General features: G+C 51.1%; 15 protein-coding genes. 5 read left to right on the top strand and 10 right to left on the bottom strand.

The window, feature by feature from the left end; translation table 11 throughout:
* Positions 1-99: 99 nt before the first annotated feature.
* The 4 genes from ACFQ2T_RS13490 to ACFQ2T_RS13475 form a co-directional block, all read right to left on the bottom strand.
* A complete protein-coding gene (locus ACFQ2T_RS13490) occupies positions 100-375 on the bottom strand; it encodes a methanol dehydrogenase (protein ID WP_379035304.1) in 276 nt (91 codons plus the stop codon).
* 83 nt (positions 376-458) lie between these two features.
* Positions 459-1,034: a cytochrome c(L), periplasmic gene (moxG, locus tag ACFQ2T_RS13485; protein ID WP_379035750.1), complete on the bottom strand. Its 576-nt coding sequence runs from the start codon at positions 1,032-1,034 to the stop codon at positions 459-461.
* A 69-nt stretch (positions 1,035-1,103) separates the two neighbouring features.
* On the bottom strand, positions 1,104-1,946 hold the full coding sequence (moxJ, locus tag ACFQ2T_RS13480) for a methanol oxidation system protein MoxJ (RefSeq protein ID WP_379035302.1): 843 nt from the start codon (positions 1,944-1,946) through the stop codon (positions 1,104-1,106).
* Between the two features lie 95 nt (positions 1,947-2,041).
* The gene (locus ACFQ2T_RS13475; RefSeq protein ID WP_379035300.1) at positions 2,042-3,838 is read right to left on the bottom strand and encodes a methanol/ethanol family PQQ-dependent dehydrogenase; all 1,797 of its coding nucleotides are present in this window, start codon (positions 3,836-3,838) and stop codon (positions 2,042-2,044) included.
* Between the two features lie 447 nt (positions 3,839-4,285).
* Between ACFQ2T_RS13475 and ACFQ2T_RS13470 the strand changes: the two genes are divergently transcribed.
* The 5 genes from ACFQ2T_RS13470 to ACFQ2T_RS13450 are packed head-to-tail and all read left to right on the top strand — an operon-like array spanning position 4,286 to position 8,810.
* On the top strand, positions 4,286-5,653 hold the full coding sequence (locus tag ACFQ2T_RS13470; RefSeq protein ID WP_379035298.1) for a histidine kinase: 1,368 nt from the start codon (positions 4,286-4,288) through the stop codon (positions 5,651-5,653).
* Positions 5,640-5,993, top strand: a complete 354-nt coding sequence (locus ACFQ2T_RS13465; protein WP_379035296.1) for a hypothetical protein — start codon at positions 5,640-5,642, stop codon at positions 5,991-5,993. Before ACFQ2T_RS13470 ends, ACFQ2T_RS13465 begins: the two co-directional genes overlap by 14 nt.
* A 12-nt stretch (positions 5,994-6,005) precedes the next feature.
* Positions 6,006-6,638: a response regulator transcription factor gene (locus ACFQ2T_RS13460; protein WP_379035294.1), complete on the top strand. Its 633-nt coding sequence runs from the start codon at positions 6,006-6,008 to the stop codon at positions 6,636-6,638.
* Between the two features lie 23 nt (positions 6,639-6,661).
* Positions 6,662-7,408 (top strand): ABC transporter permease, encoded by a 747-nt coding sequence (locus ACFQ2T_RS13455; protein ID WP_379035292.1) that lies wholly within the window; start codon positions 6,662-6,664, stop codon positions 7,406-7,408.
* The gene (locus tag ACFQ2T_RS13450; RefSeq protein WP_379035290.1) at positions 7,401-8,810 is read left to right on the top strand and encodes a DUF4350 domain-containing protein; all 1,410 of its coding nucleotides are present in this window, start codon (positions 7,401-7,403) and stop codon (positions 8,808-8,810) included. The genes ACFQ2T_RS13455 and ACFQ2T_RS13450 overlap by 8 nt, the downstream gene beginning before the upstream one ends.
* Before the next feature lie 109 nt (positions 8,811-8,919).
* On the opposite strand, the gene ACFQ2T_RS13445 is transcribed toward ACFQ2T_RS13450, so the two are convergent.
* The 6 genes from ACFQ2T_RS13445 to ACFQ2T_RS13420 form a co-directional block, all read right to left on the bottom strand.
* Positions 8,920-9,900, bottom strand: coding sequence for an EpsD family peptidyl-prolyl cis-trans isomerase (locus ACFQ2T_RS13445; protein ID WP_379035288.1), 981 nt, complete (start codon positions 9,898-9,900; stop codon positions 8,920-8,922).
* 122 nt (positions 9,901-10,022) lie between these two features.
* The gene (locus ACFQ2T_RS13440) at positions 10,023-10,709 is read right to left on the bottom strand and encodes a CAAX prenyl protease-related protein (RefSeq protein ID WP_379035286.1); all 687 of its coding nucleotides are present in this window, start codon (positions 10,707-10,709) and stop codon (positions 10,023-10,025) included.
* A gap of 48 nt (positions 10,710-10,757) precedes the next feature.
* A complete protein-coding gene (locus tag ACFQ2T_RS13435; RefSeq protein WP_379035284.1) occupies positions 10,758-11,429 on the bottom strand; it encodes a hypothetical protein in 672 nt (223 codons plus the stop codon).
* Positions 11,430-11,438: 9 nt separating this feature from the next.
* Positions 11,439-13,076, bottom strand: coding sequence for a putative porin (locus ACFQ2T_RS13430; RefSeq protein WP_379035282.1), 1,638 nt, complete (start codon positions 13,074-13,076; stop codon positions 11,439-11,441).
* A gap of 52 nt (positions 13,077-13,128) precedes the next feature.
* Positions 13,129-13,833, bottom strand: coding sequence for a TonB C-terminal domain-containing protein (locus tag ACFQ2T_RS13425; RefSeq protein WP_379035280.1), 705 nt, complete (start codon positions 13,831-13,833; stop codon positions 13,129-13,131).
* A 3-nt stretch (positions 13,834-13,836) separates the two neighbouring features.
* A complete protein-coding gene (locus tag ACFQ2T_RS13420; RefSeq protein ID WP_379035278.1) occupies positions 13,837-14,241 on the bottom strand; it encodes an ExbD/TolR family protein in 405 nt (134 codons plus the stop codon).

Genomic DNA, 14,241 nt, shown 5'->3' with positions numbered 1-14,241 from the left:
ACTGCCGACTGCACGCAATCGACACCGGTTTGCTACATACATGAGGGGTTCGAAACTGACATCAGAAACGATGTCAGTTTCTTGTGGGGGGAGTTAAGATTACTTCACGTCAAACACGAAATTGCCGTTGGATTTTGCATTGGCAATACGTTTTGCATTGCGTGCATCCATCAATTTGATGGATTCCTCTTGCTTGTTGAGTTCTACCGGATCATGTTTCGGGTCATATTTGGAACCCGCAATTTTTTCCGGATAGCCAGGTTTGGCTTCCCAGCAGTTTCCTGGCTCTTTACAACTTTGACCGTCGTAAGCCAGAGCCTGATTTGACACTGCAAACACACTGGCTACCGCCAGTAATGCCAATACGTGTTTCATCACTTTCTCCTTAATCACAAATTAGCTGGTGTATTGTTTTCGATTAACGGATTGCCCACCAGCCTAACAATCCGATAATGGGCTTAACCGTGTGGCGCAGCGCCACCGTTTTTAAGGTTTTCTTCGGCCTGATGACGGATCCAGGCGATCACATGCAGAATCTCATCCACTGTCATGCGACCCTGTTGCGGCCCCATCATGCCGGCGGCACCACCATAAATGGTTTCGAAAATGCCTTTATCGGTTTCATTTTTCGGGTAGGTCCAGTAATCGTCAGCCAGTGCAGGTCCCAACTTGCCTTCAGCCAGGTGACCATGGCAGCCTGAACATGCAGTGGAGAAAATGGTATAACCCTTTTTCACCTCAGCGTCGTTGCCGCGATACGGGTTTTCACCAGTCGCGAGGAAGTGCTTTGCCTCCGGGGTAAAAGTTTCCCCTTCCATCGGTGACATATCCAGCACATCCCCCGACAGCGTGCCGCGGAACTCGATCGAAGGGCCATCTTTCAGCGCCACTTTAGCCGGTGCAGTTTTACTGGCACCCTGGGCTTGCGCAGCAGTGTCATCCTTGGCGCAAGCCACGGTAAAGAAAGTCGCCATGACCAGGCCGGAAATACCGAATGCCATCGCCAGCTGTTGTTTCATACGACGCAAAGGCATGGCCTGCGACTGGGATTGTTGAGATGCTTTCAATTCAAACTCCAAAAACTAATTAATCAAGATTGTGATTTACTGAAGGTTCAGCAGAGGAATAGCTTCCTCTTTGAGGATGGCGGTGATTTCAGCGCCCTGTTTATCGATCACGCTATTCAGGGCCTGTACCAGCTCAGGGCGTTTTTTGCTGACGCCCATCACCACGTCGTAATGCATGGGGATTTTTTCACCATTGGTTTTTTTGGCGTTGTCTTCCACCATCACCATGTTCAACGGCACTTCTGAAGCACGTACATAACGTGCGGCTTCCGGCGCCCACAGCATGGCCATATGCAGATGCTTATTGGCGACATCATTCACGAGGCGGGAAGGCTCGACATGCACGTAGCGGTTACGGGTGGACTGGAAATTCTGGATTTCAGTGAAGTAATCAAACATGTCATCAAAGCGGTTAATTTGCAGCAACATGTTTTTACCCGGGCTGTCCGGCATGACGCCGATACGGAAATTCTTTTCCTTGAGGTAAGGATGGTCCCAGGAAGCGACATCGATTTCGCGGTCGACACGGGTGACAAATACGTAGCCGGAACGGTAGTATGGCTTGGTCACCAGCACACGCGGATCGTTAGGATCTGTGCCTATCAGCACATCACATTTCCCTTCTTCCATATCCTTTTGCAGGGTTAACGGGTTGGTCCACCAGAAATAATTGACAGGGGTATTCAGTGTTTTGCCAATGACAGCGGCGATCTTGTTTTCAAAGCCTTGTTTCTGGTCATTGGAAAAAGGTAATTCGGATTTACCGGCACAGACATTCAGTGCTTCGGTAGCGAGTGTGGGCAATGCAAATACACTCAGGGTCAGGGACAAGCAAACGCTCAACCAGGTACGGCTATTCTTTTTAACTTCAGCAAACATTTGTTCTCTTCTCCATTAGAGAGAACAGGATGACCGGCCATCCTTGCGTCTGACGGCCATCCTGCACACTACATCAACAGGTTCACTGTTATTGATTACAGGCTAAACACCATCAGGCCACCGCCCATTTGTGTGTGGTTTTGCAGTTCTTTGAACGCACCAACCGCACCCAAACCAGCGCTAGGGTCTGTCAGGTCAAACACCAGACCAACACCTGGCCAGCCGCCTACACCATACATGCTGCCAACGTACTGTTTACCCTTGAAGGAGTAAGTCATAGGAGATCCGATACCACCGGATGGCATCTTGAAGTTCCACAGCTCTTTACCATCTTTGTTATCCAAAGCTTTCAGGTAACCGTCCAGTGTTGCGTACCAGACCAGGCCGCCTTTGGTGTACAAAGTACCGCCCCAGGCTGCAAACTTCTCCCACTTGGTCCATTTTGCTTTACCAGTGGTCAAGTCAAACGCACGGATCTGACCCATTTCTTTCTTGGTCGGGCCGTTAGGTCCAGGGTACATCGCCAGTGTTGCACCAACGAAGAACTGACCTGCACGGTATGGCAGCATGAACGGCTCCCAGTCCATACAAATGTGGTTCAGGCCTGCGTACAAGGTACGGCTTTCTGGATCGTAAGAGTCAACACCCTGGTTGTGGAAGCCCATCGCTGATGGACAAATGTTGGTGCCTTTATGGTCCATACGCGTTGCAAACTCAGGATCACGTACTGGTGTACCGGTTTTCAGGTCCACTTTCTTGAACACGTTGACTGCCGGATCCACTTTTTCAGCGACGATCAGGCTGCCGTTTTCACGGTTCAATGTGTAGAGAATACCGTTGCGGTCGATGTGGCTCAGCAGCGGCGTCACTTTGCCATTGACCGGCTGGTCAGTCAGCACCATCTGGTTCACACCAGCAAAATCCCACTCGTCATGAGGTGTTTTCTGGTAACCCCATTTAGCCATACCGGTGTCAAGGTCACGACCCCAGATCGTCATGGTCCACTTGTTGTCGCCAGGACGCATGGTTTCATTCCATGGTGCCGGATTGCCTGAACCGTAGTAGAACAGGTTCAATTTAGGATCGTATGCATACCAGCCCCAGTTTGTACCGCCACCGATTTTCCAGGCATCGCCTTCCCAAGTTTTTGTACCCAGTCCGAATTGACCGTAATGTGGATTGTCTTTGTTGAAGTCTTTCGCCAGACGTACAGAGTCATCAGAACCGGTCGCAAATGCGCGCCATTTCAGTTCACCTGTTTTCAGGTCGAAAGCGTTAACCGCGCCACGCACACCCAGCTCGGCACCTGAACAACCCATCAGGATAGTGTCTTTAGCCACAAAAGGCGCTTGTGTCAGTGTAGAACCCACCTTCGGGTCACAGACTTCCACTTCCCAGTTGGTTTTACCAGTTTTTGCATCCAGCGCCAGCAAATGCCCATTCGCCTGCTTCTTGATGATCTGACCAGCGCCGTATGCCAGGCCGCGGTCAACCACGTCACAGCACATCACGGCTTTGGTAGAAGCATCTTGCTTAGGTTTGTGTTGCCAGACAATTTTGCCTGGATCATTAAGATTCAAAGCGTATGTATTATTTGGGAAAGCAGAGTGGATATACATCATGTCACCAATGACCAATGGCGCACCTTCGTGACCATTGAGTACACCAGTGGAGAATGACCACGCAGCTTTTACATTTTTTACGTTGGATTTGTTGATTTGCGCCAGTGGGCTGTTGTGCTGGCTATAATAGCCACCGGTTGCGATTGGCCAGGCACCTGGTGTATTCACCTGCTTGTCCAGCTCTGCATCTGCCATGGCCAGGCCGGAAAAGCTTGCAAACAAGCCCCCGACCAAAGCGCCAAGAATGGCACTAGATGATTTTACTTTCATACTTTCTCCTAATCTCTCAAGAATGAGTTTCACGTGGTGTTGCGACATCCCCCCGAATGCCGCACTGCACGACCTGAATTATTAATAATTTGTAACAAAGGCAATAGATGAATGATTCCCTATCATTGCTTCAACAATTCATTGATGAAGACTGGTCATATACGGGAATTTTTCACGGGGCAGTTGATTGAGATGTGGTCTATAGTGGCGCTCATTAAGTGCCGCTGAATAAAGTGGCGCTCATTAAGTGCCACTGGATTTGAGAGGCGCCAGATTAAGTGCTTATTGAAGTCGTGCTGAATGAAGCGCCTTTAATTAAGCAGGTACGAAATTAAAGTGCTGCGGAATTCAAGTCGCGGTGAATTAAACGGGTCGGCGATGCCTGGTCCTTCTTAAGTTTCCTGAAGCATCGCTTCACTCATGCATCCTTACTAACTGGTCTACCCTGTGATTGCTGTTATTCAAAAATTTGGCAAATTAGGCCGCTCCGGCCAGGACACGCTCATTGTGATGACGGGCGTGGCGCTTACGTTTGCGCTTTCATCCGAGTTCGACCTGGCCGAGCATGTCACTGCCTGGTTACTGACTTATGAATATGCACAGCTGGATGAAGTCCCGCTGACATTGTTTGTGTTTGTATTGTTCAGCGCCTGGTTCAGCCAGCGTCGCATCCGTGAGATTCATGCCGAAATTGAGCGCCGCCAGTTAACCGAAGCGCAGTTACTGAGTAGCCAGCAGCTCTATAAAACCCTGTTTGATGGCGACCTGACCGGCAACGTGGTGCTGGATACGAATGGCAATATCGGTATGCATAACCGCGCCTTTGATCGTATCTGCCGGCCGCAGAACAGCGAACGCAATGCCAGGAAGCTGTTTGATTTCGACTGGCCCGAGTTTGTGACACAACTGCAACATCACCGCGAAATCAATTTCAACAAGCTGCACATCTGCAGGCCGGACAGTTTGCCATGCTATGTCGGAGCAAGGTTTGTTTATGTACCGGCAGAAAAAAACAACAGCGCCCAGATACATGGCTACCTGGTGGATATGACAGAGCAATGCCTGGTGGAGCTGGACCTGGAGCGTACCTTAAAAGAAAACCGCGTACTGGCGCGTCATGCCATGCAGGTGCAGGAGCAGGAACGAAAATACATCGCCAGCGAAATCCATGATGAAACCGGCCAGTATCTGACGGCTATCCGAATGGATGCACTGGCCCTGCAAAAAAGCACGCCTGCCCAGGCCAATGTCATCGCGGTCAGGATCGCTTCCAATACACAACATGTACAACAATCCATACGTGTACTGATCAAACATCTGCGGCCACCCGCGCTTGACTCCCTGGGGTTGATAGGCGCGGTAGAAAGACTGGTCAACGACTGGCAAAAACTCAATCCCAAAGTGGAGTGCCATCTGCAATTGGATACCAGTGACCGGGTGTTGCATGAAGATATCAACATCGTGGCGTTCCGCGTCGTGCAAGAGGCCCTGACCAATATCACGCGCCACGCACAAGCCAGTGAAATCTGGGTGGATATCCATATCGTCACAAGACAGGGTGCCTCCTTGCTGCAAATCGAGATACGCGACAATGGCCTGGGTATGGATACCACGCAATCTACCGAAGGCGTGGGGCTGGTAGGCATGCGCGAGCGTATAGAGTCGCAGCAGGGAAGCTTCAAGCTGATGAGCGGTTTGCAAGCGGGCACCATGATTACCGGACTGATCCCCTTACAGGAGGAGCAGCGAAAAAAGCTGCCCCGGACATCCCTTTCACCCTCAGCATCAGGAGTAAATGATTATGCAACATCGTAAATGGCTAGCCTTGATCGCATTGGCTTTCCCGCTAACTCTGCCAGCCAAAGACCTGAACACGGAAGAGCGCCCTTTTCTTGAGGCCTACAGCGGCAAATCACGCGACTATGTAGAAGAGAACCTGGGTAAACCGGTGAAAAAGGAAAGCGCCGTCAAACCGCATAATGCCGACCAGATCCTGCAGGAAAAAGGACAGGCGGTTTCAGGCAATGGCGACAATGTCGAGATGTGGTATTACCGCGGCAAAATCCAGTACGCGCCAAACAAGTATTTCAACACCGCCGAGCTGACATTTGCCAATGACAAATGTGTGAACATCACGTTTGCGAACAAGAAGTAAAGGATAGGATTTATGGCAAAAGTAATGATTGCTGATGACCACGCCATGCTCAGACAAGGTCTACGCACATTGCTTGAGCAGGCCAACCATCAGGTGACCACCGACGCCCTGAATGGTGAGGAAGCCTGTTTACTGGTCGAAAAACATCACCCCGAGCTGTTGATCCTGGATCTGGACATGCCGGGCATAGGCGGGCTGGAGACACTCAAACGTATTTTGCATCGCAAGCCGCAAATGCGCGTACTCGTATTCAGCATGCATGATGACTGCATCTATGCCACGCGCGCCATCCAGGCCGGTGCCCGCGGTTATGTGACCAAAACCGAACCGCCGGAAGTGGTGATGGAAGCCGTGCAAAAAATACTGCGCGGCGGACGCTTTATCAACAATGAGCTGGCTCAAAACCTGTCCATGTACCACCTGGAAAGCCAGGAAAACCCGATCCAGAAACTGTCGCCGCGTGAATTCGAAGTGTTCCGCCGTATTGCCCAGGGCGAGGCATTGGCGGCGATCGCCAAAGGCATGCACATAGGCTATAAAACCGTGGCCAATATCCAGACCAGTGTGCGCCAGAAACTGGGGGTAGAAACGACCGGCCAGCTGGTGCACATCGCAGTGCGCTTCGGCATTATCAAAGGCCTATAACGCCAGTCTCCGGAAAGTCCTGCATGATCCTGATTATTGCCCGTAAAGAACTCCGCAGCCTGTTTGCCACGCCTATGGGCTGGCTGGTACTGGCTATTTTCCAGGCCATCGTCGGCACCTACTATAGTTTAAGTTTTAACCAGTACTTTGAAATCATGCAAAGTGCGCAATGGCAGGTGCAGAAGATAGGCATCACGCAGTTTATGGCCGAAGGCGTGTTTGGCGTGGCGGCTGTGCTCATGCTGTTCGTAGTGCCGCTGGTCAGCATGAAACTGATCAGTGAAGAGCGAAAAAACCAGACTATGGCCTTGCTCATGAGTTCGCCCTTGTCTATGAGCGAGCTGATCCTGGGCAAGCTGCTCGGTATTGTCAGTTACCTCAGCCTGTTGATAGGGACCATGGTGGTGATGATCGCCATGATGTTGCCGTGGGCAGAAATCGATCTCCCTTACCTGCTCACGCACGCGCTGGGATTATGGCTATTAGTGACCGCCAGCAGTGCGCTAGGCCTGTATGTCTCCTGCCTGACCGCCAACCCGATTCTGGCCGCGTTCGGCAGCCTGGCTGCGCTGACCGTCTGCTTGTTGCTGGACAAGTTTTTTGCTGACAACAACCAGGTCATGTTCCACGACTTTTCACTGATGCAGCACTACCGCCAGTTCGCACTGGGCATGCTGAACAGTTACGACGTTTTATTCTTCGTGCTGTTTTCGGCGTTCTTTGTGCTGCTGTCTATTCGCCGTTTACATGCTGACCGACTATATGGCTAACTCAAAAATTCCCAGATCATCCAGGCAGTGGCTGTCACTTGCGGCTGAGTTGTGGCAACACCGGTTAGTAGTACCGGGGCTGTTGCTGGTGACGCTGGCGCTAGGCATGCTGGCCTGGCACTTCAATATCATCACTGACCACACCAACAATCAGCGCAATACCTTATCCAACGCCAGCCTTGAGGTATTGCGGACATTACCCTCAGCAATTGAAGTGACTGCTTTCTGCAGCAACACGCCGTTTAAAGGCCGCTACTTCAGGAAATCCATTCTGGCGCTGGTGCAACGTTACCAGCATGTGCACCCCGAGATGCATTTGCAGTTTATAGACCCATCCATTTCACCCACGCTGGCGCGCGAACAGCACATTAAAAAAGAAGGCGAAATGATCATCCGCTATCGCGGACAACAAAAACGCATGTACCTGCCTTATACCGAAGAGGCATTTACCAACGTGTTGCTGCAACTACAACATGGTGAACGAGCGCCTTTGCTGTTCTCGACCGGACTGGGCGAAACGGCATTGGATAGCAGCGCGGGCAATGGTGCCAGTCATCTGGCAGAAGCTATGCAGGCTGCCGGGCTACAGGTGGTCAGCAACTCTCATGTGGAACATTATTCCAAGGCTGATAAAAAACTGCCTACGCTGGTACTCGCAGGCGCAACACACCCATACTCACAGAATCAACTGCAAGCCATCCAGACGCATATCAGCAAAGGCGGCAACCTGGTGTGGCTGGTAGACAATCCGGCCAGACAGAACCTGGAGGGACTGGCAGAAACCCTGGGGTTGAATATCAGCAAAGGGATGGTGATAGACCCGGCCAACCATCAGTTCGATATCCCATTACATGCCCTGAGTACACAACGTTATTCAGGGCAAGGGCCGACACAGGAATTCTCCCTGCGCACTTTTTTTGACCAGGCACATGCCATCGTACGTTACCGGCAGCCTGAAGACCCATGGCGCACCATGCCACTGGTCGCCGCCGCAGAACGCGGTTGGGCCAGTAGCGCCTACCGCATTGAACAGCCAGAAAAACTGCCAGCTTTCAACGCGCAAACAGATAGCCAGGGACCAGCCACCATTGCGCTGGCGCTGGAGAAAACACAGGCTTCTGGTGAACTGCAAAGAATTGTGGTGATTGGCAGCAGCGGATTTTTCAGCAATGTCCAGCAACAAAGAGGCGGCAATCTGGCGTTTAGCATGCAGACCCTGCAATGGGTGGTCAACAACCAGCCGAGTATCACTTTGCCGGTCGCGCCGTTACGCGATAGTGTCATTCTGCTGCCATCCCAACAGACCTGGTTGATGGTGCTGTTCAATAGTTTCCAGTTTGGTTTGCCTGCCTTATTAGCCTTTGCCGGCTGGCTAAGATGGCGCAGGAAACATCAGCATTAGGCTGGTTCAAGCACTTGCTTTACTCAGACCACATCTGGTTTAATCAAACCATCACTGACATAAAAAAAGCCCCGGTATCCCCGGGGCTTTGTTCATTGCTGATAAACAATTACAAACCGGAAAGGCCTTTTTCAATCGCCCTGTCATGACCAGACTGAGGCGCTGCCTCTGCTGGCGCGGCGGGCAATACAGCTGGCGCTTCAGTTTTGGCGGCAGCCGGTGTGGCTGATGCTGGTACTGTTGACTCGCTGTTATTCAATGTCAATTTCGAGAAATCGCCAAAGAATTCGACTTTAGCTTCTTTGCGTAAAGCGGCCACTTCATTTTTAATCAGGGTCTGCTGACCGGAATTCACCAGGTATTGCTGGATCACCGGCTTGGCTTTTTCCACATCCACAGGTTGCCTGTCCACTTTAGCCAGGAACAGCAGCACCAGTGCATCAGGGCCTCTGACGATCAGCGTATCACCCGCTTTGAGCGTGTTCAGTTTCTTCAACAGATCAAGCGGTAATTGTTCTGCGGCTTTTCTGCTGGCATTGGCATTAAAGACATAGTTATTGTCTTTCAGCCATTTACCGAGGTCATCTGCAGTTTTGGCAGCACTGATACCCGCTTCAATCTCGCTGGCATGCTGGTTGCCGTCTTTTACCACAAACTCCTGAATCACATACACATTGCGCTCGCTGAACAGTTCAGGGTGCGTATCATAGAATTTCTTGATGTCATCAGTGGATGGCGCGGCTTGTTTGGCAGCCACTTTTTGCATGTAGGCTTGCGCTAACAGCTGTTGTCTGGTGGCTTCCAGCACCTGCAACACATTAGGATCACGGTCAAGCTTGGCATCCAGTGCCTTTTGCTTGAGCAGTTCGATATCCACCATTTGTTGCAGGACTTTTTCTGAAGCCGGCTTCAGTTGCGCCTGGTCGATCTTGCCCGCCTTGGAAAGTGCGAAATTCAGCTGATGCACGGTGATTTCATCACCATTCACCTTGGCAACCACCTGCGTGGAGCCTTTGGCGGATTCTTCGTGCTTGCTGCAACCTGCCATGACCAGCATCAGTGCCGGTACGATTAATGCAATTTTTTTCATCATCACCCTTTAATTAAATTCATCTAAATTGTGCTTATGCTATAGCTCGCCAGGTATGTTTTCTGGGCGTCACCTGAGCTTTGGTATGCTCTATTATTCACAATGTATGTTACCACACTCAATTACCAGTATTGCCACTGCCCACTAGCCACCACCCATGCGCCCAGCACGGCATTGGTCACCATATGCGCGAATACAGGTATCCAGAGCACCTTGAATCGACGGTATAACCAGGCATATACCAGTCCGGCCACTAGCCCTGCAAACCAGAGCTGATGTTCGATGGCAAATAATACGCTACTTACCATCACTGCATAAGTACCCACTTGGGCTGGTGAGACTGACATAAATTCAGGATGTTCGAGCCTGCGCATTAGATACGAGCGCCAGAACAGTTCTTCGATGACAGGCACCACCAGCGCAGAACCGCTCCAGCGACAAATCAGCCAGAAGATATCTGCCATATCGTCCATAGGCAAGGCTTTACCATCACCCGCAATGTAGCCGCCCATCCATTCAGGATAAGGCAATATCCATATAGCAAATACCAGCAGCCCGCTCAGGATGGAGATGACAACCTGCTGTAAAGTTGGCGCCACCGAAAACTCAACATAATGGTGATGGTAATAAAGAAGGAAGGCGACAGCTGCCAGTGTGCGTAACAGGTAGGTCGGCTGTGTACCCAGCCCTAGCCAGGTAAGACCCGAGGCAAGCAAAGGTTCGCAGGCGAGCAACAGGATAAAACCGATAAACGGATAAATCCGGGCACGCTCATGCAGCGTAAAAAATGAGAGCAGTCGGGGAAACATACTTTAGCCAATACTTAAAATAACCAGGACGCCGACCTGGAAACAGGATCAGGGCGTCGCTATTGTATCAACTTTATTTTCAATCAGCTGCGAGCGTTTATCCTGCAGGATATTTTCCAGCTCAACCCGCTTCAACTGGAAAAACGGCTCGGCGCGCATGATTCTCTGGTAAGTACTCGCATCGGCATACAAACCGACCAGGTCATTGCCATAAGCAAACAGGCGGCTATTTTTCTCTTCACAGGAAACCAGTTTCTGATGTGAATTACTGGCATTGGCAACCAGTTTCTTGCGCTGCGTATCATTGACATCCAGATCAGCTTTAGCCAGTTTAAGTTGCTGCTCGGTTGCTTCCAGCCGCTGTACCTGGTCAGCCAGTTGTGACTGTAGTTGCTGTAACTGGGCAGCCAGGGCAGCTTTTTCCTCTCCGAGCTCCTGTTTCTCTGATTGCAACTGCTGGTTACGTTTAGTCTGCCCCTGCAACTGTGCTGAATGTGAGCGCTGGGTACTCTGTGCCTGGTTCAGTGCGTCAGAGATACTTTTCTTTTCCTGCTCGAATTGCGTTTGCATGGCGCTTTTTTCCGCTTCCATGTCCTGTTTCATCTTCTGCATCAGGATGTTGGCACGCCTGGCCGCCTTGTCTTGTTTTTCCGCAGCGATGGCAGAAACGTGCAGCCCAATCAGCACAATCGTTAAGATGATAGATGAAATGCGCTTCATACGCTTCTCCTAGAATCTTGCATTCAGGTCAATCAACAGCACATCCACCGAGAAAGGCTTGCCGCTGATGGTATCTGCGCTCATGTAACGCCCGCTGATCCAGGCATTTTTATCAATCGCATAGTTACTGTATACATACCAGCCTTTGGCATCGGTACCTCCCAGCCTGAAGTTGGAATCGGTAAACCCATCCATGACAGCATCTGCCTCAAGATATTTGTAGCCCAACGATACTTGCCATTCATGTGCGTTTACATTTTGTACATAAGGCCCGAGGAAACTGCTATTACCTACATCAACCCTGAAGTTGTAGCCTTCATTTTCTTTTTTGTACAGATTGCCAGTACGCTGCAGAACTTCGTTCTGGTTAAACCCGATATTCTTCACATAATCACCAGTAAACGTCACATGTACAGGGTCGAAATTCATCAGGTCCACCTGTGCCATGAAATTGATCAACTCGAACTTGGAGGCCAGGCCGATGATGGTGCCCTGACCAGGAGTACCGCTGTTGTTGGTATTAATATCAAAAGTATTGTTACCGCGCTGACGCCAGGCAGGTGCAGTCCCGTCAAAGTCATTCAATCCCACTGTATTAAGCTGCCCTTCCACATTCTTGAAGTCATGATAGGCTAAAGCCATTTTGACAGAAGACTTGTTAGGGGCAGTCCATTTCAGGCCGGTTTGCACGGAATACAGCCATTTGTCTTTTGCTTTATTGAGGGATGAAGACTCAACCTCTTCAAGCGGGAATGCCCCCACTGTGGTAAATGAAGTCAACCGGTCATTGATCTTGGGTGTGAATGTGGCTGTCACCCCGTCAAAAGCAAGATCAGGGTCCCACAACATATCGGTATACATAAACGGGTTGGCAAAACGACCACCCGTGACAGTCGCCCATTCAGCAGGCTTGGCTTGCAAGAATGCGCGATCCAGCGCGAACTGGTATTTGCCTTGCGACATACCCTCTGTCTGGTTGGGAGTGACCGGCGTATTCAATAACCCTGTCACAAACTGCAGCCCGCCGGACAACCAGTCATTGATATGTACATCAGCAGCCAGGCGTGCGCGCACCCTGGCACGGCGCCGTTCTTCACTAGAGTTATTCAGGTTCATGCTGCGCGTCAAATCATCGTTTAGCTCGACGAAATCCTCATTTTCGTCAGCAAACCTGTCGGCCTGCCCACGCAAACGGATGTCACCGTGGAAACTGATCCGGTCTATCCACTCCGGTACGCCCAGGCGTTCACCGGCTTTATAATTCAGCTTTTCCATGACGTTATGTTCAATCTCTTCACGCATGGCTTGCTTCACATGCTGCGGAATATACTGCACACGTACAGTCTTTTCATCCATGGCCTTGTTGACTTCGTTTTTCACGTCATCACTCAATCCGGCTTGCTGGCTGGCTTGATGGGCCTCCTGGCTCGCTTTGGCATCGGCAGCCGCTTTCTGTAACAGGGTATCGGCTTTCTGTTTGGATAACACGCCCTCCTGCACCAGTAATTCGATCAGGTTAGTCGTTGTAGCGCGCAGCTGTTCCAGTGACTCGCGCTCATCCGCATGCGCACTCCCTGTTGCCAGTAACTGGGTAAACAGCCAAACGGCAACGGTCGTTCTTTTTAAAGGGGTATTGAGAGTCTGCATATCCTCACTCACAGTGTTTTGGTTTGGCACATTGGTAATGTGTATTCATGAATTAGCCCATTTTCTTTGCCGATATCCGCAGGCGGATAGGCATCGGCATATTTTCAGGCGGGCTGTCCTGCATGGCCGGCAAATCATTCAGGGCTTCACGTATCCCTTGTTCGATTTCTGGCGTGGTATCAGACTGGTCAACGGACAATCTTTCAAACTGGCCGTTAGGCTTTAACCAGACGCTGACCACGATCTTGTATTGGCCCTGGGTCAGTTTTTTGTCCCGCTCAATCGCACGCTCGATCTGCGACTTCACCAGTCCGGCATACCAGCGGTATTTGACGCCGCCATCGGAGCCTATGGTCGCTACCGCGCCACCTTTGTATTCGTTATTGACGGCCCCGGACTGGAACGGACTAGGCCCGTCACCGGCAGCACCTTCCATTTTCAGGGTCTCGGCAGGTGGCGTTTCGGCCGGCTTAGGCTCCGGTTCCTTTGGCGCCTCCTTCGGCTGCTCTTTTGGCGTTTCCTTAGGCGGCTCTTTCGGCGGTGGCGGTGGCGGAGGTGGCGGGGTGTCCGGTAACAACTTCACCGTGGTGATCTGTTTTTTATGGGTCGGCCCACCGCCCAGCAGTTTTTTAATGCCATAGCCGATGCCGGCAAGTACGGCCAGGATCAGCAACAGAATGGCGATGCGCGTTATCCATATGCGTGCCGCAGAAGCCTGCACCGGGTCGCCCATGGAATCCATTTCTTGTAAATCCATCGCTTAAGTCCCGATCTTGCCCGTGACCAGGCCGACATTTTCGATTTGCAGCCGGTTGACCAGGTCAATCACTGAAATCACACCTGCGTAAGGTGCTTGTGCCTGGCCCTTGATCATGATGTTGACCTTGGGATCCATGGCTTTGGCCTGGTTTAACTGGGTTTCCAGCTCGGCCATATTCACACCGACACCGTTAATGGTCAGCGTGCCACCCTGCTGTACCTGCACGATCTTGAGTTCGTGTTTCTCGGTACTCGGCTTGTTGGAAGGCTTGGGCAGATTCATGGTCAGCCCCTGTACGCCTGCCGTGGTCATCAGGATAAAAATCACCAGCAGCACATAAGCCAGGTCCAGCATAGGCGTGATGTTGATGGTGTCGTAGGGTTGTGCGTCGTTTTGAACTTGCAT

The organism is Methylophilus flavus, assembly GCF_042678905.1.
In the GTDB taxonomy this organism is placed as follows: Bacteria; Pseudomonadota; Gammaproteobacteria; order Burkholderiales; family Methylophilaceae; genus Methylophilus; species Methylophilus flavus.
Note: the sequence above shows the minus strand (reverse complement) of the source record. Positions and strands in the feature narration are given on the sequence as shown.